The organism is Blastococcus sp. SYSU DS0669 (assembly GCF_054050895.1).
Map to the genome: position 1 here is coordinate 38,365 of NZ_JBJHAE010000022.1, position 24,657 is coordinate 63,021.

Here is a 24,657-nt window from a genome sequence, read left to right on the forward strand (position 1 = left end):
ATACGTCCTCGCCCGTCTTCCGGGCGTTACCGGCTCGCCTGCGGGTTCCGTCGACCGGTGGCTCTCCTTGTCTAGCGCAGCCGTGCAGCGGGGGTGGATCTCGGGACCGCATCCATCTCGGAGGAGGCTGGAACTTGTTCGGCACGTCATCGGACGGGGCACCTCGCCCGCTCCGGACCGGCAATCTGCTCGCCGACTGCGAACGGTGGTGCCGGGACACGCTGCCTCCCCGCGGAGTGAGGGGTCAGGCAGACGCAGAGGTGCCCGCCCTGTGGGTCGTCGTCACACCGCGCCCGGTAGCCGCCCAGGCGTCGCATCGCGGGACCTTCCGGCCGGGCGCCGGCTGGCCCGGCATCGCTGTCGCCCGGACGGGCAGCTGAGGACGCCGCCGATCTGGCGGATCACTCGGAGCGACCATCGAGCTGGGACGCCCGACCGGGTGACAACTCGGCCACCGGCGTCGGGATGACCGCAGTCGTGTCATTGGTCTCCGCTACTCCTGGTGCCAGGCAGGGTGGGGAGCGGTCACGTCCGGCAGTCTGCCGACGGCGACAGCGATCGGGAGGCACGAGGCGATGCAGCGACTCGACGGACGGCTGGTGCTCAGCCCGACCGACCTGACCCACCACCAGGAGTGCCGGCACCTGACCCGGCTCGACCTCGGCGTCGCCGCGGGGGAGTGGGCGGCGCCGGAGGCCGAGACGACCGACGAGCTGCAGCTGGTCTTCGACCGCGGCGTGGCCCACGAGAAGAAGTACCTGGAGTCGCTGCGGGCTGCCGGGAAGACCGTCGCCGAGATCGACACCGTCTTCGACGCGGCCGGTCGCCGCCGGGCGGAGGCCGAGACGGTCGAGGCGATGCGCAGCGGCGTCGACGTCGTCTACCAGGGGACCTTCTTCGACGGCGCCTGGGGCGGGCAGGCCGACTTCCTGCTCCGGGTCGAGGTGCCGTCGTCCTTCGGCGGCTGGTCATACGAGATCGCCGACACCAAGCTCGCTCGGAAGCTGAAGGTCGCCGCGCTGCTGCAGATGGCGACCTACGCCGAGCGGCTCACCGTGCTGCAGGGCGTGGCGCCGCGCGGGATCCACGTCGTCACCGGCGACGGCGTCTCGCGTCCGTGGCGGCTGGTCGACGTCGCCGCGTACGCCCGCCCCGCGCGGGCCCGGCTGGAGGTGTTCACCGCCGCTCCGCCGTCGACCGGTCCCGCGCCGATCTCCTACTGCGATCAGTGCCGCTGGGCGGAGAAGTGCACGACCGAGCTCCGCGAGGCCGACGACCTGGGCCTGGTCGCCTTCATGCGCGGCGACCACCGGGATGCCCTCCGTGCGGCGGGCATCCCGACGCTGGCGGCGCTGGCCACGGCGTCGCCGGAGCAGCTCGCGGCGTCGGGCATCGGCGCCGATGCGCGCAACCGGCTGCAGCAGCAGGCGGCCGAGCAGCTGAAGGAGCGGACGACGGGGGAGTCGTCGCGGACGCTGCTCGACCCGGTCGACGGCCTGGGGCTGCTCCGGCTGCCGACGCCGAGCCCCGGCGACCTGTACCTCGACTTCGAGGGCGATCCCTGGTTCGAGGACGGCGCGGGCATCGAGTACCTCGCCGGCATCGGTGACCGGGCCGGCGATTTCACCGCGCTGTGGGCGCACGACCGCTTGGCGGAGAAGCAGCTGGTCGCCGACCTCGTCGACCGGATCGTCTCGGCGGTGCAGGCCGACCCGGCGATGCACGTCTACCACTACGCGCCCTACGAGGTGACCGCGCTCAAGAAGCTGACCGGCGGCTACGGCGTCCGCGAGGCGGAACTCGACCAGCTGCTCCGCGAGGAGCGGTTCGTCGACCTCTATCCCGTCGTCCGGCAGTCGATGCGGATCAGCAAGGAGTCGTACTCGATCAAGAAGGTCGAGGCGTTCTACGGGCGCTCGCACGAGGGCTCGGTGGCCAGCGCGCTGGGCAGCGTTCTGGAGTACGAGGCCTGGCTCGAGGACGGCGACCAGGCGCGGCTGGACGGCATCGAGGCCTACAACAAGGACGACGTCGACTCGACCCGCGAGCTGCACGACTGGCTGGAGCAGCAGCGCGCCGAGCTGGAGGCGCTGCACGGGCCGTTGCCGCGGCCCTCGGTCTCGGTGGTGGCGCCGGACGCGAAGGTGACCGAGGCGCAGGCCGCCGAGCAGGAGCTGACCGACCGGCTGCACGCGGCCGGGCACGAGCTGCTGGGCGACCTCGTCGGCTGGCACCGCCGCGAGGACCGGCCGGCGTGGTGGGAGGTCTACCGGCTGCAGGACCTCGACGCCGAGGAGCTGGAGCGGGACGGGACGGCGCTGGGCGGCCTGACCTTCGTCCGCTACCTCGGGCCGGAGAAGAAGAGCTCGCTGTACGAGTACATGTTCCCGGTGCAGGACACGAAGCTCTCCGCCGGTGACGAGGCGTTCGACGTGGACACCGCAAAGAAGGTCGGCACGGTGTTCGAGCTGGACGCCGCGGCTGGGCGGCTGGTGCTGAAGACGACGGCCGCCGAGCCGCCGCAGCCGCGCGGGCTCGGGCCCGGTGGGCCGCTCAACACCGCGGGCCTGCGGGCGGCAATCGCGGACACCGGCGAGGACGTGCTCGCCGGCCGGGACTGCCTCGGGCAGGCGCTGGTGGAGCGCCGCGTTTCCGCGGGAACGCGGCTGCGTGAGGGTGAGACGACGACGGACGCCATCGTGAGGCTGGGCCTGGCGCTGGACGGCGAGGTGCTGGCGATTCAGGGGCCGCCGGGCAGTGGGAAGACGACGGCCGCGGCCGCGCTGATCCGGGAGCTGCTGGACGCCGGGAAGAAGGTCGGCGTCACGGCGACATCCCACGCGGTCATCGGCAACCTGCTCAAGGCGGTGGGGCGGCCGGCTCTGCAGAAGTGCGAGGAGCACCAGCACTGCGGCGCGGACGGTGTGGCGTGGTCGAAGGACAACGTCTTCGTGGCGCGGGCGCTGGCGGACGGCAGCGCCCGGCTGGTCGGCGGAACGGCGTGGTTCTGGACCCGGGCCGATGTGGCCGAGGCGGTCGACGTGCTCGTGGTCGACGAGGCCGGGCAGTTCTCGCTCGCGAACGCCGTCGCCGTGGCGCGGGGGGCGCGGTCGATGGTGCTGCTGGGCGACCCGCAGCAGCTGGCCCAGCCGACCCAGGCGGTGCACCCGGGCGGCTCCGGGGCTTCGGCGCTTGAGCACCTGCTCGACGGCCACCCGACCATCCCGGCCGACCGCGGGGTGTTTCTCCACCGCTCGTACCGGATGCACCCCTCGCTGACGGCGTTCGTCTCCGACCTGGCCTACGAGGGCCGGCTGGAGGCGGCGGACGGGCGCGAGCGGGTGGCGGTGCTGGGGGAGGGGCTGCTCACCGGCAGCGGGTTGCGGGTGCACCCGGTGGAGCACGTGCTGACGGCGGCGGACAAGTGCCAGCAGGAGGCCGACGCCGTCGCGCGGCTGTGGCGGTCGGTGCAGGGCTCGAGGTGGCGGAATCACCTGGGGGAGGAGGCGCCGATCGGGCCGGGGGACGTGCTGGTCGTGGCCCCCTACAACGCCCAGGTCGCGCTGATCAAGGCGGCGCTGCCGGACGGGGCGCGGGTCGGCACCGTGGACAAGTTCCAGGGTCAGGAGGCGCCGGTGGTCCTCTACTCGATGACGAGCACGAGCGCCGACGACGCACCGCGGGGCGTGTCGTTCCTCTACGACCTGAACCGGCTCAACGTGGCGGTGTCGCGGGCACAGGCGCTGGCCGTCGTGGTGCTCAGCCCGCTCCTGCTCGACGCGCCGGTCCGCACGCCGGAGCAGCTTCGGCGGGTCAACGCGCTGTGCCGGCTGGTGGAGTCGGCGAACGTCGTCTGATCCCGACGGCGGTGCGCGGGCTCGTGCGGGCCCGTGGTGTGATGCCGGGCAGTTGAAGTGCGGGTCGGCGCTGGGGCCGGTCCGCTCGCCAGGTTGGTGGGCTCGTGACCGGTACCGGTGAGGTTCAGCTCGAGGTGGACGGCGGCGTCGCGATCGTGACGCTCAACGCGCCCGACCGGCGCAACGCGCTGACGCCCGGGATGGCCGACGAGCTCATCGCCACGTTCGACGAGGTGGACGCCAAGCCGGAGGTCGGCGCGCTGGTCATCCGCGGTGTCGGCGAGTCGTTCTGCGCGGGCGGCGACGTGGCGACGCTGACCTCGGCCGGCAAGGACCCGGCGGCGCCGGACGCCTACGAGGGCATGGGGAAGATCTACGACTCCTTCTACCGCCTGGGCCAGGTGAAGGTGCCGCGGTGGCGGCGGTGCAGGGGTCGGCGGTGGGCGCGGGCATGAACATGCTGCTGGCGACCGACCTGCGGATCATCGCCCGTGAGGCGCGGCTGCTGGCGGGCTTCCTCAAGCGCGGCATGCACCCCGGTGGCGGGCACTTCGTCATCCTGTCGCGGCTGATCGGCCGCGAGGCGGCGGCGGCGATGGCGCTGTTCGGCGAGGAGATCAACGGCGACAAGGCCCTCGAGCTCGGGCTGGCCTGGGAGTCGCTGGACGACGCCGCCGTCGAGGGCCGTGCGATCGAGCTGGCGCAGCGTGTGGCGGCCGACCCCGAACTCGCCCGCGTGGCGGTGGGCAACTTCCGCAAGGAGGTCGTCAACGGCGCGGCTTCCTGGGACGTCGCCATGCAGTCCGAGCGCCCCGCCCAGATGTGGTCCATGCGCCGTTCGGCTGAACCTTCCCCATCTCAGCAAGTCTGAGAAGGGATACCCCCCACATCGTGCCTCCCCAGCCTAGACAGCCCCACACGTTAGGTTTCACTGGCCTCGCAGGCTGCGTCAGTCAGGGCGATTTGGAGGATCTGTGTCGGAGCGATCTGGAAGCACCGGGGCGCTGAGACCCCGTGCCCGTCTACTTCACACAATCGGCACGGATCTGATCAGTAGCGAGCGTGTCGCGGTCGTGGAGCTTGTGAAGAATGCCTACGACGCAGACGCCGATCGAGTAGTCGTCCGGCTGATCGGTCCGCTCCAGCAAGGCGACGGATGCCTTCAAGTGTTGGACGATGGCCATGGCATGACGGCCGACACGCTTCGGACCACCTGGCTTGAGATTGCAACCCCGCATCGCGCGCGGCAGCGCCAGTCCGAAGGGCGCGGCCGTCGAGTGCTGGGCGAGAAGGGGATTGGCCGTTTCGCCGCCGCTCGGCTCGCAGACCGAATGCGCCTCGTCAGTCGCCGCCGCGGCGAGGACGCCGAAGTAGTCATGGAACTCAACTGGGACGATTTTCGTAACCCAGACAGATTCCTTGACGAAATTCCCGTCGACTGGTCGTCCCGAGTCCCTCAAACCATCACGCCGACCGGCGACGCATCAGTTGTCTGGGCGTCTGCGGGAGAAGCGACCGCCGACCATGGAACGTTGATCGAATTGACGAATCTCTCCAGCACATGGTCGTACCAGGACGCCTACGACCTAAGGCGAGACTTGTCCCGGCTCGTGTCCCTGCGCATACCTGGAACGCATCAAGAGTTCTCCATCACCTTAATTCTAGAGGAAGCTCCAGTAGAGTGGGGAGACCTGAGCGGTCCAGTCGCCGCGCCGGAAGAATTGAAGCATTCCCCTTACTCGCTGATCGCCACGGTAGACGAAAACGGTATTGCCGAGATCCTTGTCAAAGTCGCATCCGCCGAGCAGGTGGTTAGACGAGACCTGCGCGCCGCGGTTCCGGAGTGGTTCCGTGAGGATGGAACAATCAAGTGCGGACCGTTCTCCATGGAACTTCGAGTCTGGGACAGAGATAGGGCCGCCATGGCTCGACAGGCAGGCGAGGACCTAAGCCCCAGGGAGTTTGGGCGGCTCTTAGATGATGCTAGCGGCGTCAGTGTTTACAGGGACGGCTTCCGCGTTCTGCCTTTCGGTGAACCAGGCGACGACTGGTTGGGACTGGACAAGCGACGCATCAATAATCCCAGTCTCAGGATCAGTAATAACCAAATAGTGGGCGAAGTATTTATCAGCCACGAACAGAATCCGGGCTTGCGGGATCAGACGAACCGGGAGGGCCTCATCGAGGGGCCCGCGTACGACACCCTTGTTGGTGCCGTGATCGACATAATCAACGAGCTGGAACACCGACGATTCGCGTATCGGCGGTCTGAGACAAAGCCGGACCCCGCTAGAACAGGGACTCGGTTGTTCGAGGACTTGCGGATCTCCGACATCGCCCAAGCCGTCGCTGTCCGCCATAAGGACGACCGCGAACTCGTGGCAATGGTGACGAAGCGCGAGAAGGAGATCGACGAGAACATCTCGAAGGTAAAGGAGGTGTTAGCGCGCTACACGCGTCTCGCGACCCTTGGTCGCTTGGTTGATGACGTGATCCACCAGGGGCAACACGCTGTCGGGCTGATCCGCAATCGCATCCGCACCATCGAGCGCGGTCTGAGTAGTCCTGCTTCGACGGAACGGGATGAGACGCTAAAGTCCGCGGCGCAGTCGGTAACCACCCAGGCGGAGGTTCTCGCGACCGTCTTTCGTCGTATCGCTCCCTTCGGTGGACGGCGCCGTGGACGACCTAAGGAGCTTATCCTCGAGGAGGCAATTAAGGAAAGCTTGGGCGTCCTTGCATATAGGGCTCAGAAGGTGGGTGCCGACGTCATCGTTCAAGGCTCCGGAAGTAGGGTGACGATCGACCCAGTGGAAATTCAAGATGTCGTCGTAAATCTCGTTGATAACGCACTGTACTGGGTGGGGCAGATGCCTGAGGGTAAACGGCGACTTGTGCGGGTGGATGTCTCAAAGCCGGAGCACGGCCAGGTCGCTGTTACCGTGAGCGACACAGGACCCGGTGTCCCGGAGGAAATCCGCGATCTCATCTTCGAGCCGTACTTCTCCACGAAACCAGAGGGGACGGGACTCGGACTAGCAATTGTCGGCGAGCTTCTCGCTGACTATTACGACGGAGACCTTGCATTGCTAGACAGCGAGCTTGGCGGAGCCACCTTCCGTGCCACCTTCCGGAGGCGGGCGTGACTGAGATGGACGATGCTGTCGCTCTCGAGGGCCGAGGTTTGCCGACTGCCGGGCTTGCAACGCATGGCTCGCGCACACCGATCCCCCCTTGGACTGTGCTAATCGTCGACGACGACCCCGACTACCTTCGGGATACTGCCGCGGAAGTCGCATCGCGACCCTGCGCCCCCGATGGGGGTACGCCCGACGTCGTCCAGGTTTCCTCCTTCTCAGAGGCATTGGCTGTTCTCCTGACGCGAACTGTGGACGTCGCTGTGCTGGACGTACGCGATGAGGGCAGGGCGCCAGGCAGCACACCTGACGAGGACCGTGGCGTCCACATCTTTGAGCAGCTCAAAGCTGTGCGATTTCTTCCAGTCGTCTTCTTCACTGCCGTGGAGGGGCGAGTGGAGGATCAAGATGAACCTCCACTCGTGCAAGTGACAAGTAAGGGGAGAGGGAGCGAGGCGGCGGCGGACGCTGTGGCCGCGGCCTTCGCTAGTGGGCTGCCCTCCGTGGTGCGCGCGCTGGGCGACCACGTGCGCGAGGTGATGCGGCAGTATCTCTGGGAGCACGTAGGCCCGAGGTGGAGCTCCTATGGCGACGCGCCTCGCGAGGAACTTGGCTACTTGCTGGTCGGCCGACTCGCCAAGTCGCTGGAAGACGGTACACCTGCTGTTCTTCAAGAAAGTCTGCAATCTGCGCAGTCCCAGTCCCGCAAATGGCATCCCAGTCGGATGTACGTGTTGCCGCCTATGACGTCAGAACACAGCACGGGCGACATCGTGCGAGGCGAAGATGGCACCTGGTATGTCCTTCTGACCCCAGCTTGCGACTTGGTCCAGCGCAAAGATGGTCGACGCAAAGCCGAGCGACTGTTGCTGGCCGAGGCGCGCCCGCTCTTCGACGTGCCGGTTTTCAAGGATTGGCAGGAGGCCGATCGGGCGAGCCGGGCACTTGAGGGCGAGCCGGAGCCTCGGGGTGGGTTCAGTAGGGAGCGCAAGGAAGAGCGCAAATCTATCCAGCGTCGGGCGAATGAGTCATTAGGCGAGATCAAGGACATTCTGCGGGGTTCGAGGGACCGCTACTTCCACCTCCCCGCGTTCTTAGAAATACCGGATCTACTTGTCGACCTACAGCGCATAGCGGCTCCCCCTAGTGAGACGCTGGGAGGTTACGCACTGATCGCTTCCCTGAATCCTCCCTATGCGCAAGCGCTTCTGAGTCGTTACCTTGGGTATATCGGTCGGATCGGACTGGACGACCCGGACGTTGACTGGGTCTTGGGTGGTCTTCGAGAGCGGCAAGCCTCGGAGGTGGACGACCAGAACTAGACTGCGTACAGAACACGGTCGTCCCCGACAGTCGTGATTCCTACCGGTTCTGGAGGCTCTGCACCTCATCGTGGCGCAAGGCGCGGATGTGATCGCGGGTATGAAGGATGACTCAACGCCCACTGCCCCTAAACCGAGATGTCAGTCAGCAGATGGCTCGAATGCGCCGGCAAGACACTCGGCCGGAGTTGGAGTTGCGCAAGGAGCTCCACCGCCGCGGGCTTAGATTTCGGAAAAATTACGCACTTCCGCCTGGTCGGCCCGACATCGCGTTCACGCGGGCTCGGCTTGCGGTCTTCGTCGATGGCTGCTTCTGGCATCGCTGCCCGCAGCACGGGACCCAGCCCAAGAACAACGGGGCGTGGTGGGCGGCGAAGCTCGACGCCAACGTCGCCAGGGACCGGCGACAGGACCAAGAGCTTGTGGACCAAGGCTGGACTGTCATACGGGTCTGGGAGCATGAAGTGGTAGGCGAGGCGTGTGATCGCATCGAGGCGACGTGGCGAGTGCTACTGGGCGAGCCACCGAGAGCCTGAGCCGCAGATGTGAGAGCCTGGACCCGTAGGTAGCGACAAGGAGTATGTGTGCCATCCAGCCGACACCGGTCCGTAGCTCCTTCCGCAGCACGACTGACGGAGTCGCTGCGCGACATCGGGTACGACTTCCCATCCGCTGTCGCGGACCTCGTGGACAACAGCGTGATGGCCGGCGCCGAGCGCATCGAGGTCGTCATACAGTTCGACGGCTCGGCGTCCACGGTCGCCATCGCTGACGACGGGTCAGGCCTGAGTCCGAACGGCCTCGTTGAGGCGCTCCGCTTTGGAAGTAGGCGTAGCTACGAGCAAGGCGACTTGGGCCGGTATGGGTTGGGGCTGAAGACCGCTTCCTTGTCACAGTGCCGCAGCGTGATGGTTGTTAGCCGTCGCATCGCGAACGGTCCTGTCGCCGCCCGAGAACTCGACCTTGACACGATCATCGAGTGGGACGACTGGCTCATTACGGCGCCCGATAAGAAAAGGACCGCACCGGCGCGGGCACTCCTCGGGGATAGTCAAGGGACCGTTGTTGTATGGAGAAATCTCGACCGCGTGCTGCCCGAGCGGAACCCAGATGGCGGCTGGGCGAAGCGGCGCCTTGAGAGTCTGGCGAAGAAAACGGCGGATCACCTATCAATGGTCTTTCATCGCTTCCTCGAGGGAGCCACTGTTCGAGATCTCACGATTCTCGTGAACGGCGAGAAGCTGGCACCTTGGGACCCCTTTGCTCGTAACGAGGAGCACACTAAGAGCTTGGGGCGCCAAACGTTCGAACTAGCGGCGGGCGAGCGAGTCGGTACCGTCACGCTAAATCGCTACGTTCTTCCGGCGAAGGACCAGTTCAGTTCTCTCGCGAAGTTCGAGGCGATGTCGGGACCGCTGAAGTGGAACCGCCAGCAGGGTCTTTATGTGTATCGCGCGAACCGGCTAGTTCAGTGGGGCGGCTGGGCTGGGATCCGGGGAATCGATGAGCACACAAAGCTGGGTCGCGCGTCGCTTGACTTCGACACTGAACTCGACGACCTGTTTCAAATCAATGTCGCAAAGATGCGAGTGTCCGTACCGGTCCAGTTAAAGCAGCTGCTGGAGCGCCCCGTCAACGATCTTTGCATTGTGGCCAACCAAGTTTACCGGGAGCATTCGGCGCGACGGTCGCCCGCGGATCGGGCCGAAGCAGCTGCTGCGGGAGAGCTTCCCGCCATGGCTGGGTTGGCTCTGAGGTCGGCGGCCCTGCAAGCCGGCGAGTATGACGCGTTTAAACGGATAGCGAGCCGCCTGAAGGACGTCGCCCCAGATGTTTGGCGCGCCCTTGGGTTCGCGTCGTCATGACAGAACTTGAGAAGATGTTCACCGCCCCCACCGAGACCTTCGAAACGCACGTCGCGGGAGCTCCGACGACATCCCCGAGGGCTCCCTACGGAGTCAAGTTGGTGCGCGGGCCCTTCCTGAGGCTGCCCTCGAACCCTGATCGAGCATCCTCGCGCGCCGAGCTGGTCGACCTGGTAGGGCGACTTCGCGCGGACAACCCGAACATCCGGTTGGCGGCGGACCTGTTCAGTGGTGCGGGGGGGATCAGCCTTGGGCTTGAGCGCGCCGGCTTTACGACTGTCGTAGCGGTCGACCACTATTCGGAGGCGGTCGAGACGCATGGTCATCACTTTGCGGGCATGAGTGTCGACTGGGATCTTTCGCATGTCGATCGCGTTGAAGAGTTGGCTGACATGCTGTCGGAGATCAAGGTGGATGTCATTGCCGGCGGGCCTCCCTGTCAGCCGTTTTCTAAGGCAGGCCGGTCCGGCATCCGCCACCGCGTGCGCAACGGGCTTCGCGACCCCCATGATCAGCGCCGTGATCTGTGGCGATCGTTCCTAGAGGTCATCCAGCTGGTCCAGCCGCCGGCCGTTCTAATGGAGAACGTTCCGGACATGGCCTTGGATCGCGAGATGTTCATCCTGCGCGCAATGGTGGAAGAGCTGGAGGCACTCGAATACAGCGTCGAGGAGCGAATTGTCGACACGTGGCGCTACGGCGTGCCCCAGTTTCGCCAACGCCTCATTCTGGTCGCGCTCCGTGGCGGTCTCCGGTTTGAGTGGCCGAGGGAGTCGGCTGAGCGCGTGTCCGTCTGGAATGCAATCGGTGACCTGCCGGAGGTGGACGGCGGTTGGCGTCCTGAAGGCGGGGAGCACGGCTGGGCCGACTATGACGGTCCGCTGACGACGTTCCAGAAGAACATGCGTGCGGGTGTCAAGCCCAGTGAGCGTTCGAAACTCTACGATCACATCACTCGGCCCGTGCGCGAGGACGACGCGCGCGCGTTCGATCTTATGGACTCGAACACGCGATACTCCGATCTGCCGGCGGAGATGAAGCGCTACCGGGACGACATCTTCGACGACAAGTATAAGCGTCTCGACGAAAACGACCTGTCCCGAACTATCACCGCACACATCGCCAAAGATGGATACTGGTATATCCATCCGCGTCAGAGTCGCACCATTACCGTCAGAGAGGCCGCCCGACTGCAGACCTTCCCGGATTGGTACCGATTTGCAGGACCGCCGTCCGCGGCGTTCAAGCAGATCGGAAATGCGGTTCCGCCACTGCTCGCGGAGAACCTGGGAAACGCTATCCTCGCAGCGCTGGACGGCGGGGAGAAGGCGGGTCCACCAACCCGAGAAATTGCCGCGATGCTGCAGGGATGGTTCCGGGACGTCGAGCCTCGGAGCGTCCCCTGGCTCAAGGCCTCAACGAGGTGGCAGGTGGTGTCAGCCGAGTTGTTACTCGACCGCGCGACAGCGGACGTGATCAAGCTGGTGTGGCCAGTCCTGGCTGCGTGGGGAACGCCAGAGCTGACGCAGGACAACGATGAGCTGCTTCGCGAGATGGGCACGCTCATCGGGCGCAGCGCACGGGCAACGCAACTACTCGAGCTTGCTGACTGGCTCGTCGAGCACCCGGGCGCCCTAGAGGAGACAGAGGACGCCTCGGGTGCGATTCCGCACGTCTCATCTGCCGTACGGGAGTTGGCGGCACTGATCGTGCCAGTGGCGGGCGTCGACGACTCAGAGGAACCGGTCCTCTCGACCAAGGGCGTTCTACGTGTGGCGGCCAGAGTCACGGGTGAGAACGTCGACCGGAAGAACCGACTGACCGACGGCCGTTTGGCCGTTGCCCGTCTCATCGGTGGCGGTAGCGAGGCGCGCGCTGCCCACCTCGCTTTGATTGAGGTGGCCGCCAGCGTGTGTCGCCCTGTGGAGCCGCTCTGCGACATCTGTCCGATTCAAGGCGCCTGCGCAAGCTCAAGAGCGGACGAACGCCGCGCTTCGATGCTGTTCTAGGTGTACTGACCGGACAGGTTGGTCAAGCGGGTGATGGGTGGGCGGTTGTCGGTCGCGGTGTGGGGCCGGTGATGGTTGTACTTGTGCAGCCAGGCCGGCAGTGCTTTGCGTCGGGCTGACTCGCTGAGGTACTGCCGTCGGAAGGCCCAGCCGTCGGACATGGTGCGGTGGAAGCGGTCGATCTTGCCGTTGGTCTGCGGGCGGTAGGGGCGGGTGCGCTTGGGGGTGATGGCCAGCTCGGCGCAGGCGTCGCGCCAGGCGTGGGAGCGGTAGGCCGAGCCGTTGTCGCTCAGCACGCGTTCGACGGTGATGCCCCGGGCGGCGAACCAGGCCATGGCGTTGCGCAGCACGCCGATGGCGGTGGCGGCGGTCTCGTCGTCGTGGATCTCGGCGTAGGCGACCCGGCTGTGGTCGTCGATCACGGTGTGCACGAACGCGGTGCCCATCTTCGGGTTGCGGTGGGCGTTGCGCGGCTTGCCCGGAGTGGCGATCCGGTTCTTGTCGCCTTGGGCGCGGCCGACGTAGCGCCAGCCGCCGCCGTCGGGGATGTTGCCCAGCTTCTTCACATCGACGTGGATCAGCTCACCGGGCCGATCGCGTTCGTAGCGGCGGATCGGCTCCCCGGTGGCCCGGTCGACGTGGGAGAGCCGGTTGATCCGGCACCGGCGCAGCACCGCGTGCGCCGTCGAGGGCGCCACGCCGACCCGGTCGGCGATCGCCACCGGGCCCAACCGCTGCTTCCACCGCAGGTGCACGATCTTGCGCACCACCGGCTGCGGCGTGCGGCGTGGTGAGGAGTGCGGCCGCGAGCTGCGGTCGACCATCCCGGCCGGCCCCTCGAGCCGGTAGCGGTCGGCCCACCGCTTGGCGGTGGGCCAGGCGACGTTGAATACCGCCGCGGCATAGGCAATCGACCAGCCGTCCTCGACCACAGCTCGGGCCAGACGCAGTCGATGACGCGGGGTCAGGGCGGCATTAGCGTGGGACACCGAGGACCTCCGGTGCTCGTGGAATGGGTGCCTTCGACAGCTCCAATCCACGCCCGGAGGTCCTCCCCGGACAAGACCTACTCAGATCTCGTCGTCACACGTCCTTGACCAACGTCTCCGGTCAGTACATCTAGGTCCGACGAGACCGCGAACCGGGTTCGCACGGCCGTCAGCAGCCTGAGCGCGCTGTAAGCGCCGGATGTTTCGCCGGCTTCTAGAACTGGCGTGACTCTTCGGAGCGACCCGCCTTCGGAACGTCGCTGTTCCGAGTCGCTGCGGGTTACGCTGCCACAGCTATGGCGCGACTCACTAAGACGGCAGGCCGGACCGGGCATCCCGAGTCGTCCTCCGAGGCGATGTTCGAAGTGGTTAGGCCTGACCCCGCTGGGACCATCCAATCGCTCGCATCGCTTGGGTATACACCCGAAGCCGCTGTAGCTGACCTCGTCGACAACAGCGTCGCCGCCAACGCCCAGCGCATCCGTGTCGAGTTCCGATGGGAGGGTGCCGACGAGTCTTGGGCCGCCATCGTCGACGACGGCGACGGGATGGACGAGCCTGCGCTCGTCAAGGGGCTTACCGTCGGCGGTCGAGGCTTGGACGACCGCAGCCGGGAGGACTTAGGCCGCTTCGGCATGGGGCTCAAGACTGCGTCTTTCTCCCAAGCTCGCCAGCTGATTGTCGCGTCTCGCACCGACCCGGGGCCCTGGTCGATCAGGACCTGGGACGTGGACCACGTCTTGGCCGTCGGCGACTGGGAGCTGATGAGGGGCTGCCCGCCCTCGGCGGCGTCTGTCCTTGACGAACTGACGGCAGCGGTCGAGGGGGCCGGAACGGTTGTTCTGTGGAGGCGGCTCACCCGGCTCGTTGCTCCCGACAGTCGCCCTGGCGACGACTGGGCAAAGAAGGAATTCTACGGGCTGGTTGAGAGGATCGAACGGCATCTCGGGATGGTGTTCGCTCGTTATCTGAGCAAGCGCTCGTCAAAGCTCTCGATGACGCTTAACGGCAGGCCCGTGGCCGCATGGGACCCATTTCTTGCGGGACACAAGTTCGTCGAGGAACTGCCGCTAGAAAGGCCGCTCCCGGGAGTCGCAGTCCAAGGATTCGTCCTTCCGCACCGCAGCCGCCTGACAGAGGAGGAACACCTCCAAGGAGGCGGACCCCGAGGATGGCTGGACCAACAGGGCTTCTACGTGTATCGGCGAGACCGCTTGATCGTGGCCGGCGACTGGCTGAAGCTTGGCGGCTTCCGCAAGGATGAGAAGCACGTTCTCGCCCGAATCGCCGTTGATCTGCCCCCAGAGCAGGACCTCGAGTGGGGACTGGACGTCAAGAAGTCGAGCGCGACGCCTCCAGCCGCGCTCGTGAGACACCTCACCAGAGTGGGCAAGGCGACTCGCGAGAGAGCCGGCGCCGTAATCAGTCACCGGGGGCGGGTTGTGCGCGACCGGCAGACGACGTCTGAGGACTTCACGTGGAAGACCCTTAGCCAGTTCGGGCAGACTCGGTTCGTAATCAACCGCGAGCACGCCTTAGTCCGCGAGCTGATCGAGCGGAATCCCACCGCGCGCAGTGACCTGAACGCGCTCTTCACCATGATCGAGTCCACGCTCCCAGTTGGACTGATCCGCGCCACGCCCGAGGCCAGCGCTCGCCCCTCAGCACTCGGCGACGACGTGGTCCCAGACGATGTCCTCGATATGGCGTCACGCATGCTCGAAGTGCTCCTTAACCGCCGCGTGGCCGCGGCGGAGGCCCTCGCGCGAGTGACCCGCATGCCGCCGTTCAGTGAGTACCCCGCTCTTGCGTCTCTGCTGAGCGGAACAAACCCAGCATGATTCACGGGGGAGAACAGTGACATCCAATGACGATGGCCTGCAGACAGCCGTTCGGCTGGTCCTCAACCTGCTACCCGAGCAGGGAGTGACAACCGAGGATATCCGCGGAGCAGCAGAAGACGTCCACTTGATGCTGTCACGCCGAGGCGATGTCCCCAGCCTTGAGGAGCTTGTCCGGCACGTCGAATCGCTGACCATCGTCTTTCAAGACGTCGGCACGTCGCTCGTTGACACCAAGGGTCATGAGGAGTGGCTGAGCGAACGCCGAGCCGAGACCCAGTGGAAGTTCTGGGAGCGCTACCGCCGCTACATGGAGGACCAGCTCCTCATGCCACCGAAGGTGGTGCGGCGCCTAGACGACGTCACCGACAGCATCTTGAGCAAGCTCGAGGATCCGCTCAGGCCGGGCCCGTGGGACCGGCGTGGCCTGGTCGTCGGTCACGTCCAGTCGGGGAAGACAAGCAACTACACCGGCCTCATCTGCAAGGCGGCAGACGCCGGTTACCGGTTGATCGTTGTCCTCGCAGGCGTCCATAACAGCCTGCGGAGCCAGACTCAGCTGCGGCTCGACGAGGGATTCCTCGGTTTCGACAGCCAATTCCAAACCCGAAGTGACGAGGCCGGCGAAAACCACTTCATCGGCGCCGGTCTGCTACCCGGCTTCGAGCGCTTGTATGCAGGATCATTGACCACGAGCCTGGAAAGCGGTGACTTCAAGGCCGCCCGCGCCAAGAGCCTGGCTCTGCCCGTCGTCGACGTACCTGTCCTTCTCGTGGTCAAGAAGCACGCAAAGATCATCCGTTACATCCACAGTTGGATCACCGGTATGCAGGGAACCGTTGACCCAGAGTCTGGCCGCAAGATTGTCCGCGACGTGCCGCTGCTCCTCATAGATGATGAGGCGGACAACGCGTCCATCGACACGAGTAGCGAGGATTCCGACACTCCTTCTGCCATCAACCGAGAGATCAGAAGACTTCTGCACGCCTTCGATCGGTCCGCCTATGTCGGCTATACGGCCACGCCGTTCGCGAACATCTACGCGGATCCGCACGAGGACCACGAGGACTTCGGAGACGACATCTTCCCTCGAAGCTTCATCGAGGTTCTCCAAGCGCCGAGCAACTACTTCGGTCCTGACCGCGTCTTCGGCCTCGACGACTCGGACGGTATGGGCGCCGTACCGATTCACCGAGCAATCCAGGATGAGTCCGCTTGGATGCCGGCGGGGCATCGCAAGGACTGGCAGCCGGCGGCGGAGGACTTTCCCGCCTCCTTGGCAGCGGCCATGCTCGACTTCGTCCTCTCCAACGCAGTACGCCGTGCCCGCGGGCAGGGAACCGCGCACAACTCCATGCTGGTTCACGTGACTCGCTTCCAGGACGTCCAACAGCGAGTGACCGAACAAGTCAACGACGCGTTGCTGACCATCCGGGACCGTCTCCGTTACGGCGACGCGCGCTCAGAGTCTCAGATCAGAGACGAGCTCCGAGAGCGTTGGGAGAACGACTTCGTTCCCACCACCGAGTGGTTCCACGTCTCGGGTGACCCAGTCGAACCATTGTCTTGGCACGACGTAGAGCCGCATATCCTGCCCGCGGTCGAGAAGATCAAGGTCAGGACCATGAACGGCTACTCCAAGGAATCGCTCGACTACTATGAGAACCGAGCTTCGGGACTGTCGGTCATAGCCGTAGGAGGCGACAAACTGTCACGTGGGCTGACGCTCGAGGGCCTCAGCGTCAGCTATTACCTCCGCGCATCCCGCATGTACGACACCCTGATGCAGATGGGGCGCTGGTTCGGCTACCGCCCGGGCTACGAGGACCTCTGCCGGCTCTACACCACGCCGGACCTGAGGTCGTGGTATCGCGAGATCACACTCGCTGCCAACGAGCTGCGGGCTGAGTTGGAGGAGATGGCCGCCCAGGGAGCAACCCCCATCGACTATGGACTGCGCGTTCGTACCTCACCGGCCGGTCTCAGCGTCACGGCGGCCAACAAGATGCGCAGGGCGCAGAAGGTCAAGCTTTCGTTCAGTGGCGCCAACCCCGAGACGGTTCTGTTCGATGTCCGCCCCAGCACTCTCGCGAACAACGAACAAGTTGTGGCCTCGTTCTTGGAGCAGCTCCCGCACGGTCAGGGGCAGCCCAGCCAAGAGCAGGGGAACTACGTTTGGCGCCACATCGAGGGGGATCTTGTCGCGCGCGAGTTCTTCGATGCATACAATTCCGACCCGATGGCGTGGCGTGTTCGACCCGACCTCATCTCTCAGTACATCAAGGCCTGTGTCCGAGCCGACGAGCTTTCTGACTGGACCGTAGTCCTCGTCTCGAACTCGAAGAGGGCGGTCGGACAGGGGGAATCGCGACCGGAAGTGGAGTTCGCGAACCTCAAGCTGAGGCCCGTGACCCGCTCGTTGATCCCCGATGGTGAGCCCGGTCAGCGGGAACGAGAGCTACACGCCGAAAGCCGGTACGCGATCAGACGCGTTCTGAGTCCTGCCGACGAGCTTCTCGACCTCACCCAGGAACAACGCGACGCCGCGCTGGCCTTGACCCAGGAGTGGTACGACGACGACCCCGGTAAGCGGACAACTCGGCCGAAAACACCGAGCGGTCCCGCAATCCGGTTCCAGCGGCGACCCGAGCAGGCACTGCTACTGCTGTACATCATCGACAACAGCAAGTACCAGGAAGTAGTCGACCGACCTATGGTCGGCTTCTACGTCAGTTTTCCGCACTCCAAGCGCAATGTGACGGCGGAGTACCTCGTCAACCCCATCTGGCAGCAGCTGCAGGCGGCGGGCATGGCTGTCGACGAGGACAGCGAATGACGATCACCGCCGATGACTGGCTGGCGCTGGAGGAGCAGCCGGGCGCTACAGGCACGGTCCTACGGCGGATCCATCCCGACTCGGATAGAGATCTGTACGTCGCTGTAGACCTCGGCACTCGCGTCCGACGGCTTATCTACAGGCGACCGTGGCCGGGGGGGACGAGCCAACTCCCCACGCTGCCACGCACTCAGGCACTCGACTCAGCCTGTCGGCTCAGCGACACTGGCGACTCATTGACGATCAGCGTCGACTTGCACGTCCCAGCGCTCGCCGACGTGTTCACTACGGTCGCCGGAGACCTGGCTGCGTCAGTCGTGGACGCCCAGTCGGACGACCAAGCCGTCAAGGCCCTGGCGAGCCGTCTGGAGAGCTGGCAGGAGCTTTTCCGAGCGCTGTCCCGTCGGGGTCTGGGGGACCTCGAGCGACGCGGACTGTTCGCCGAGCTGATGATCTTGCGCGACGACATCCTGCCTCACGTCCCGCCCGCGGCCGCGATCGCAGCATGGACTGGTCCGCTACGGAAGAACCAGGACTTCCAACTCCCCGGGGTGGCACTCGAGGTAAAGGCGACTGCCGGACTTAACCCGTTGGGCTTCGTGGTCAGCAATGAGCGTGAGCTCGACGAGCAGGGAGCGGGCCGTCTACACCTGGTTCATGTATCGCTCGACGAAAGGCGCGGTGGAGACGGGGTAACTCTTAATGACCTCGTCGCCGATGTTGAGGCCCTACTCTCGACACATCCCGCAGCGCCTCAAGTCTTCCTGACCCGTTTGGCCCGTGCCGGATATGTGAAGGGCGACAAGGGCCTGTACAGCGAGCCGCGCTATCGAATGCGGTCGCGTCGGTATTACGACATCCAAGGCTCTTTTCCGCGCATAACCGAACGCGACCTCCGAGAAGGGGTGGGTCAGGTGCGGTATACGGTCACCTTGGCTGCCTGCGCTCCGTACGAGGTTGACCGGGCGGTCGTTCATCGTCGGATCAAGGACTGGGAAGTGCAGTGATGGTGAACGAGCTAGCCGACTTCGCCGGAGGCCTCGTCCAAGACGTCCTCGCCACCGCGGAGGCCACAGACGTCACCCTCCCAGATGCCTTCACTCAGCGAATGATCGAGCACCTCACGGAAGCTGGCGAACTCGACGACGGGTTGGTCTGCTATCACCGTGCACGCGGCCTAGAAGTGAGCGGCTACGCCATCGCGGCGGACGAGTCCCGAGTGGATGTATTCATCACACATTTTCGTCACGATGTGGCGAACCCGACGCTGCCGGCGACCGAACTCGAGGCCCTCTCCAGAAGGCTCAAGAGCTTCATGACGAAGTGCCGCGGCGGGTATCGGCTGGACGTCGATGACTCATCGCCGGTGTTCGATATGGTTCAAGACATCGAGCGGACTCTCAAAGCAGCCACGCAGGTCCGCTTCTTTCTCTTCACTAACGCCACGACTCGCGTCCGAGGCGTGCGGCCCGAAATGGTGGACGGTGTCGAGTACAGCTATCACATCTGGGACGTCGCCCGCCTTCACCGTCTGTTGACCTCCGGAACGTTGCACGAGCCCATCACGGTGGACTTCGTTGAGCGCTTCGGATCAGGACTGCCGTGTCTCAGTACCCCTGTCACAGATAAGGACTACTCGGCACTACTGACGATCGTCCCCGGCCCCGCGCTCGCTGCGCTCTACGAGGAGTTCGGCACGCGGCTCCTTGAGTTGAATGTACGCAGCTTCTTGCAGACTAAAGGCGGGGTCAACAAGGGCATTCGTGAATCAATCCTGAAGACGCCCGAGCGTTTCCTTGCCTACAACAACGGGATCTCTGCGACCGCTAGTCGCGTGGAGTTCTCGGCAGACGGGTCGTCAATCGTGCGACTGCATGACCTGCAGATCGTGAATGGTGGCCAGACGACGGCGTCTGTGCACAGCGCTGTCAAGCGGGACCGCGCCGACGTGTCTTCGGTCTACGTTCAGGCAAAGGTCACGGTGGTCTCGCCGGAGAAGCTCGACGAGATCGTGCCGCAGATCAGCAAGTTCTCAAACACTCAGAACAAGGTCACGACCGCGGATTTCAGTGCCAACAACCCGTTCCATGTGGACGTTGAAAAGCTCTCTCGGTCGATCTGGGCGCCTAGCGCCAGCGGCGATGGCCAGGAGACCCGTTGGTTCTACGAGCGGGCGCGGGGTCAGTATGCCGACGAGCTAGCCAGACAGCGAACACCGGCGCGTCAGAAGTCATTCAAGCTGACGCATCCCACACGGCAAAAGTTCACCAAGACGGACTTGGCGAAGTTTGTGACCACGTGGGACCAGCTCCCCCATCTCGTTAGTAGGGGGGCTGAGAAGAACTTCCGCGAGTTCATGGACCGAGTCGCGACCAAGTCTCGTCCGCGCGTGGACGAGGTGTATTACAAGCGCCTCATCGCGCAAGCTATCCTCTTTCGTGAGACTGAGCGCATTGTCTCAGCCAAGAACTTTGGCGGCTATCGCGCGAACATTGTGACGTACACTATCGCCAAGCTGGTCAATGCGACCGCCTCGCGCATCGACCTCGATGAGATCTGGCGCAGGCAAGGTCTCTCGAGTGCGCTTGAATCGGCAATCTCGGCGCTCTGTGTTCCTGTGCAGGAGTCCATTACAAATCCGCCGCGGGCGGCGAATATCGGCGAGTGGTGCAAGAGGCCGGAGGCGTGGGCCAAGGTCGAAGCCATCAAATGGGATGTTCCGCCTGCGTTGGCCGACGAGTTGGTCGACCTCCGCGCACGGCGGATTGCTGAGGCGGAGGCGGCGCGTCTGTCCAGCGAGGCCGACGCCGACCCCTCAGTTGAGGCTGCGGCTGGCGTGCCAGCGGAGACTTGGTTCGAATGTGCTCACTGGGCTAAGCAAGCCAACGCTCTAGCCCCTTGGCAACGCGGCCTAGCCTTCAGCTTGGGCCAACGCGCCAGCCGTGGCGTGGATCCTTCGGCTAAACAGGCGGTTCAGGGCCTTGCGTTGATGACGGAGGCGCTCCGGCTCGGCTTTCGGCCACAAGCTCCCCTGCCTGCACATCTCGACGGAGCCATCGGATGACTCAGTACTTCCGCTTGGTGACTGCCGAGGGGCGAGCGCTGGATTGCGACTTGTCGATGGAGTCAGTGAGTGGCCGTCCAGCCGTGGTCCTGGAGTCGAGGTCAGGCGCGCTATCAAGTGGCTCGGCGCGGAATCCGGACTACAACGACGCGTTGGAGTTGCTCCTCGAGCGCCTGGCCGCGGCGGGCTACAACCTCTTGGAGATTTCGCTGGAGAGCCGGCCGGCGCAGGTGCTACCAGCCGATCAACGACGACTTCCATTGCGGTGGCCTCTTCAGCTTCGGAGCGGCATGGACATGCGCCAGCTTCGCCTGATCATCGCGGACGGACAGCGGGCGGTCGCTGCCAGTCCGGCCAAGACGCCGGGCACGGGGAACGCCAACAAGCGCATCAGACTGGTCATCGATGGGACTCCGAGCAAGTCTCGACTCGCGGTCATGCTCGGCCCATCGACCATGAGCGACACGCACAACCTGTCAGCTGTCGATGCTCCGGCAAGCGAACGGCTGATGTGTCCAGAACCTGTCCTCCCGTGGATGACCGCCGGCGGCCCTGTCCTTCCCGACCTCCTTGCTCGCGCCATGTCTGGGCGACGTTTGCCGCAAGCGATGACGGACCTTCTTCCACTTGATCCCACCAGCCCTTGGCATAGCAGGTTTCCCGACAACTGGATTCCCGCCGAACCGGTCCGCATCAGCAACGCGTTCGCAGAGGTCCTTGCACTTGTCAATCCGTACGAGCCCGTGCTCAGTAAGCGTCAACTGTCGTCGGTGCGCCAGCTACCAGAGGCCGTCCTCGACGACATCTTCGAGCGCCTACCATTGCGGCAGCGGACCCGGAAAGTCCTCTTGCGAGAGTGTTCGGAGGCTCGGCGCGTGCTCCCTGCGCTTGCGACGCTCAACTTCGGTGAGCTGGTAGCGCTCCGCCACTTCGGTGCTACGTCCTTCTTTGACCTGATGACGTGCATCGATCAAGTGCTTGCGCCCCTCGGTAGTCCCGCCCGTCGAACCGCTCAAGCCGACGACGCAGCTGACGCGGATCATGGCAGCAGATTGGCTCCTCAATCTCGTGTTGAGGGAGGCGCTGTATCGACCGTGGTTCCGTGGGGGCAGGAAGGGGCGCCCGTTCTGCCCTCGGTCGTGCGCCGTTCTCTCTCAGGTGTGGACTTGCCCCTGTCGCTCTGGGCCGCCCTGCCCGTCGACCAATCCTCTCCATGGGAAACCCGCTTCGAGCGTCGGAGCGAGGCCGTCGACACCACGCTGTTGTCCGCTGCCTTTAGTGAACTTCGAGCTGTCTTGAGGCTGCAGGAGCCGCTCCTCGACGAGGGCCAGGTCGCTACCGTGAGGGGGCAAACTGCTCTGGACAATCGTCATGCCTTCGAACGGCTCCCGCTTCGCAACCGGACCCGCAACGCTCTACTCCGGCAGTTCGGGCGCGCCGAAGACATCCTCTCAGGCCTCGCCTCAATTACAGTGGGTGAACTGTTCGTTCTTCGGCACTTCGGGGCGATCTCGTTCTTTGATCTGACGACAGCCTTGGACCAAGAGCTTGGTGTCGGTCAGGTAGTCCATCCGCTCCAACGAGCGACCGCTGAGCCTCCAGCTCTTGCGGTCGGGGTTGAGGTGCCTGCACCCAGGCGTCCCGTAACCCCTGCTTACGCTCCATGCATTCGTCGGGACGACTGCCGCTTCGGCGATCTGTTTCGCGGGGACGCTGAAACTCTTGAGGACGTCCTGCGCCACGTTGAGGTTCAGATCGACCGCTGGCCATGGATCAACCAAGTCGTGGAGGCAGTGGCCCTCAGAGTGCAGCAACGTGCTGCATTGTCCATTGAAGAGTTGGCCGACGACATCCTCAGCACGGCCTTAGGGGAGCAGGCGGACCGTTGGATGCCTGTGTTCCAACGACGGTTCGGCCTTGATGGCCGACCTCCGGGGACGCTGGATGAAGCTGCCTCACTTATCGGAGTGACCCGGGAGCGTGTCCGGCAGGTCCAGAAGCGGTTGGAGGGGCGCCTACCGCGCAGGGCGGCTTGGGCTCCTTCTCTCGAGCAGGCGCTTGATCTACTTGAGGTGATCACTCCAGTCACGGAGAGCGATGCGGCCGCGGCGTTCGCAGCGGCGGGTCTGTCTCATAGGGACTCGTGGTCGGCGCACTCGCTCGTCGCCGTCTCGAACCTGTTCGGTCGCGATCTTCAGCTCGAGCAGGACGGCGAATGGATCGGCACCTCTTCGGAGCTCCAGTTGGTGAAGCGCATTCGCGCCGCCGCCCGAGCGGTGTCAGGGTTCCTCGGCGCCGCCACGGATGCCCACGTCGTGACGCGGCTGCGTGAGTCGGCCGGTAGTCCGGTGGAGGCGGGGTTGGTCAAGTCCGTCCTCGATCGAGACCTCTCGGTCCACTGGCTCGAGTCCGGCCACTTCTGGGCGGATCACCCTAATGGTCGCAATCGGCTAGTCAATGTCAGTCTTCGCATCCTCGCGGCTTGGGAGCCGCAGACGCTCGAGGACATGCATGAGGGGGTGACTCGGTCCTTCTCGTGGCGGGCATCTACGGGAGGGGATAAGTTCAGGGACTTGGTTCCGCCCGATGTTGCGATCCTTCTCGAGTTTTACCGCAGTCACCCCGCTTTCCGTGTCAAGGATGGACAGATTGTTGCGGCGACACCATTGCCGTTGGAGGCGCTTGGGCCAGAGAAGATGACCATGGTGGGCGTCTTGCGGGCGGAAGTGCCGCCGGCCTTGGACAGGAACAGTCTGATCGCCGCCTGTGTGGAGTCTGGCATGCAAGCGTCGACGGCAGGCATCCTGATTACCTATGCCGAATTCGTCAAGCGCTTTGCACCGAATGTCTGGGGTCTTCGAGGCGTGAACTTGTCGAGTGAACAGATCGCCCGGATCCAGGCAGAGGCAAAGGTGCGGTCTGCCCTTGTTGACGGATCGCGTATCGCTGGCCGGACGGTCACGGGCCGCCCTTGGTTCGCTCGCCGCATCACGCCCAGCTTCCTGTTCTCAGGGGTGATGTCCCACGATTGGGAGAAGCGTGAGCTGGACGGGTGTCAGCTGGACCTGATTGACGGTCTGGACGGGGAGCCCGTGGGTCAGTTGAGGTTCGCCAATGGGTTCAACTATGGGTACAACTCGTGGTTGCGGAAGCATGAGGCCGGGGTGGGGGACGTGATCAGAGTGACCGTCGATAAGGCTGAGGAGCATTGCGTCATCGAGCTAGGTGGTGAGGAGATGCTTTCCCCGCCATTCGACTGGTGACCTTGTTCGCCGCCGTCCACCCAAGGTCTGACTGGGTGGCAGGTCCGCGGTCTGAGTATTTAAGGCGCGGCGACCGATGCGCGGGGATCGGAAGCGTCTCCTCGGGTGCCGTGCTGGACCGAATGCCCTTCGCGGAGATTGCTGCTAGCCAGCCTCCTCCCGTCGGAGGGCTCATCGCTGCCGCCACGCACGCCCTCTGCGACATGCTCCCACCGCCCAGGGAGACGCCTGTCGCTGGTGAGCCAGAGTGAGGGCTGGGGCTCTTCCCGGACGACCCGCGGTTCGGATCCGCCTCCGAGGCACTTTTCGTCCAGAAGGTGCGCGAGCAGCTGCCGGATGGTGCCGTCCTGTTCTGCAATCTCCGCTTCAGGGACGGTCGGGAGGACCGGGAAGCGGACCTGATCGTCGCGTGGCCCGGCATGGGCGTCGCCGTCGTCAAGGTCAAGGGCGGCAGTGTGTCGCTGGAGCGGGGGG

13 protein-coding genes and 1 pseudogene are annotated in these 24,657 nt (G+C 64.8%); 13 read left to right on the plus strand and 1 reads right to left on the minus strand.

Going from position 1 to position 24,657, the window contains the following annotated elements; translation table 11 throughout:
• Window positions 1-575: 575 nt before the first annotated feature.
• The 7 genes and pseudogenes from ACI792_RS17655 to dcm all read left to right on the plus strand — a co-directional run bounded on the left by ACI792_RS17655 (window position 576) and on the right by dcm (window position 12,190).
• Window positions 576-3,857: a TM0106 family RecB-like putative nuclease gene (locus ACI792_RS17655; protein WP_456603746.1), complete on the plus strand. Its 3,282-nt coding sequence runs from the start codon at window positions 576-578 to the stop codon at window positions 3,855-3,857.
• A 155-nt stretch (window positions 3,858-4,012) separates the two neighbouring features.
• Window positions 4,013-4,728, plus strand: a pseudogene (locus tag ACI792_RS17660) (enoyl-CoA hydratase/isomerase family protein).
• Window positions 4,729-4,930: 202 nt separating this feature from the next.
• Entirely contained in the window at window positions 4,931-7,003 is a 2,073-nt protein-coding gene (locus tag ACI792_RS17665) for a sensor histidine kinase (protein ID WP_456603747.1), read from the plus strand.
• The gene (locus tag ACI792_RS17670; RefSeq protein ID WP_456603748.1) at window positions 7,000-8,316 is read left to right on the plus strand and encodes a hypothetical protein; all 1,317 of its coding nucleotides are present in this window, start codon (window positions 7,000-7,002) and stop codon (window positions 8,314-8,316) included. The genes ACI792_RS17665 and ACI792_RS17670 overlap by 4 nt, the downstream gene beginning before the upstream one ends.
• A 152-nt stretch (window positions 8,317-8,468) precedes the next feature.
• A complete protein-coding gene (locus ACI792_RS17675; RefSeq protein ID WP_456603749.1) occupies window positions 8,469-8,852 on the plus strand; it encodes a very short patch repair endonuclease in 384 nt (127 codons plus the stop codon).
• A gap of 48 nt (window positions 8,853-8,900) precedes the next feature.
• Window positions 8,901-10,181 carry an ATP-binding protein gene (locus tag ACI792_RS17680; RefSeq protein ID WP_456603750.1) on the plus strand — a complete coding sequence of 427 codons (1,281 nt, stop codon included), beginning with the start codon at window positions 8,901-8,903 and terminating at the stop codon, window positions 10,179-10,181.
• Window positions 10,178-12,190: a DNA (cytosine-5-)-methyltransferase gene (gene dcm / locus ACI792_RS17685; RefSeq protein WP_456603751.1), complete on the plus strand. Its 2,013-nt coding sequence runs from the start codon at window positions 10,178-10,180 to the stop codon at window positions 12,188-12,190. Before ACI792_RS17680 ends, dcm begins: the two co-directional genes overlap by 4 nt.
• On the opposite strand, the gene ACI792_RS17690 is transcribed toward dcm, so the two are convergent.
• Entirely contained in the window at window positions 12,187-13,179 is a 993-nt protein-coding gene (locus ACI792_RS17690; RefSeq protein ID WP_456603752.1) for an IS481 family transposase, read from the minus strand. The genes dcm and ACI792_RS17690 overlap by 4 nt on opposite strands.
• Before the next feature lie 296 nt (window positions 13,180-13,475).
• Here ACI792_RS17690 and ACI792_RS17695 point away from each other — a divergent pair, with 296 nt between their 5' ends.
• From ACI792_RS17695 to ACI792_RS17720, 6 genes are all read left to right on the plus strand, one after another.
• Complete coding sequence (locus tag ACI792_RS17695; protein WP_456603753.1) at window positions 13,476-15,020, plus strand: ATP-binding protein; 1,545 nt, start codon at window positions 13,476-13,478, stop codon at window positions 15,018-15,020.
• 16 nt (window positions 15,021-15,036) lie between these two features.
• Complete coding sequence (locus ACI792_RS17700; protein ID WP_456603754.1) at window positions 15,037-17,856, plus strand: Z1 domain-containing protein; 2,820 nt, start codon at window positions 15,037-15,039, stop codon at window positions 17,854-17,856.
• A complete protein-coding gene (locus ACI792_RS17705; protein WP_456603755.1) occupies window positions 17,853-18,863 on the plus strand; it encodes a PD-(D/E)XK motif protein in 1,011 nt (336 codons plus the stop codon). Before ACI792_RS17700 ends, ACI792_RS17705 begins: the two co-directional genes overlap by 4 nt.
• 101 nt (window positions 18,864-18,964) lie before the next feature.
• Window positions 18,965-20,920 (plus strand): AIPR family protein, encoded by a 1,956-nt coding sequence (locus ACI792_RS17710; RefSeq protein ID WP_456603756.1) that lies wholly within the window; start codon window positions 18,965-18,967, stop codon window positions 20,918-20,920.
• Window positions 20,917-24,183 (plus strand): hypothetical protein, encoded by a 3,267-nt coding sequence (locus ACI792_RS17715; RefSeq protein WP_456603757.1) that lies wholly within the window; start codon window positions 20,917-20,919, stop codon window positions 24,181-24,183. The genes ACI792_RS17710 and ACI792_RS17715 overlap by 4 nt, the downstream gene beginning before the upstream one ends.
• Window positions 24,184-24,437: 254 nt before the next feature.
• Window positions 24,438-24,657: nuclease-related domain-containing protein (locus tag ACI792_RS17720; protein ID WP_456603759.1), on the plus strand; the 220-nt coding region annotated here is incomplete at its 3' end.